This window comes from Glycomyces dulcitolivorans, from assembly GCF_003265355.1.
GTDB lineage: Bacteria > Actinomycetota > Actinomycetes > Mycobacteriales > Micromonosporaceae > Glycomyces > Glycomyces dulcitolivorans.
This window is the reverse complement of sequence record NZ_QFRW01000124.1, coordinates 1-1,298: the sequence shown is the minus strand read 5'-3', so window position 1 is coordinate 1,298 and position 1,298 is coordinate 1. Positions and strand designations below refer to the sequence as shown.

The 1,298-nt window shown below is 76.4% G+C and carries 1 protein-coding gene; it reads right to left on the bottom strand.

Annotated elements, in window-relative coordinates; translation table 11 throughout:
* Positions 1-60: 60 nt before the first annotated feature.
* A partial coding sequence (locus tag DI269_RS13015) for an NAD(P)(+) transhydrogenase (Re/Si-specific) subunit beta (RefSeq protein ID WP_112136557.1) occupies positions 61-1,298 on the bottom strand: 1,238 nt, incomplete at its 5' end.

Genomic DNA, 1,298 nt, shown 5'->3' with positions numbered 1-1,298 from the left:
GGCCGCCGTCTCCGGGCGCGGCCCGGAGATCGGGGACGCCGTCCGGCTCCGGCGCGGCCGTCAGCGGACCGCGTAGGCCCGGACGGCGGCGGCCACCGCGGCCAGCGCGGTGCGGGCGTCGCCGAAGAGCATGCCGGTCTTCGGGTCGGTGAACAGCTCGTTGTCGAGCCCGGCGTAGCCGTGCCCCATGGAGCGCTTGACGACCACGATCCGCCGGGCGGCGTCGGCGTCGAGGATCGGCATGCCCGAGAGGGCGTTGCCGGGCCGCCTGGCCGCGGGGTTGACGACGTCGTTGGCGCCGACGACGAGCACCACGTCGGCCTGCCCGAATCCGGCGTTGGCCTCGTCGAGCTCCTTCATGCGCGAGTAGGGCACCTCGGCCTCGGCCAGGAGCACGTTCATGTGCCCGGGCATACGGCCGGCCACGGGGTGGATCGCGTAGTCGACGGCGACGCCGCGCTCTTCGAGCAGGTTCGCCAGGGCCGCGAGCTCGCGCTGGCCGCGGGCGGCGGCGAGCCCGTAGCCGGGGACGACCACGACGTGCGAGGCGTAGGCGAGCTGGATCGCGACGTCCTCGGCGCTCACGGCGGCGACCGTCCCGGCCCCGCCCGCGGCCGCGGGCTCGTCGCCGGTGCCGAAGCCGCCGGCCACGATCGCGGGGATGGAGCGGTTCATGGCGTCGGCCATGAGCTTGGTGAGGATCGCGCCGGAGGCGCCCACGAGGGCCCCGGCGACGACCAGCGACTGCTCCTGGAGCACGAAGCCGGCCATGGCGACGGCGATGCCGGTGCAGGCGTTGAGGAGCGAGACGACCACCGGCATGTCGGCCCCGCCGATCGGCAGGACCATGGTGGCGCCGAAGAGGAGCCCGGCGCCGAGCGCCAGTGTCTGCGGGACGGGGTCGGCGGGCGCGGCGGCGGTCCAGACCGCGCCGGCGGTGAACGCGGCGGCGAGGACGGCGTTGACCGCGCGTCCGCCCCGGAAGGCCAGCGGGCGCGAGGGGACGATCCCCTGGAGCTTCCCCGAGGCGATGAGGGACCCGGAGAAGGTCACCGCGCCGATGACGATGTCGATGCCGCCGGGCACGGCGGCGGCCGTCCCGGCATCCGGGCCGCGCAGGTGGGTGAGCGCGATCAGGACGGCCGCGCCCCCGCCGAGGGCGTTGAACAGGCTCACCAGCTGCGGCATGGCGGTCATCGCGACGCGCCTGGCGAGCCGGAGCCCGGCGAAGGCGCCGGCCAGCGCGGCGGCGGCCATGAGGACCCAGCCGATGCCGGTGGCGGTGCCCCGGGCGGCGG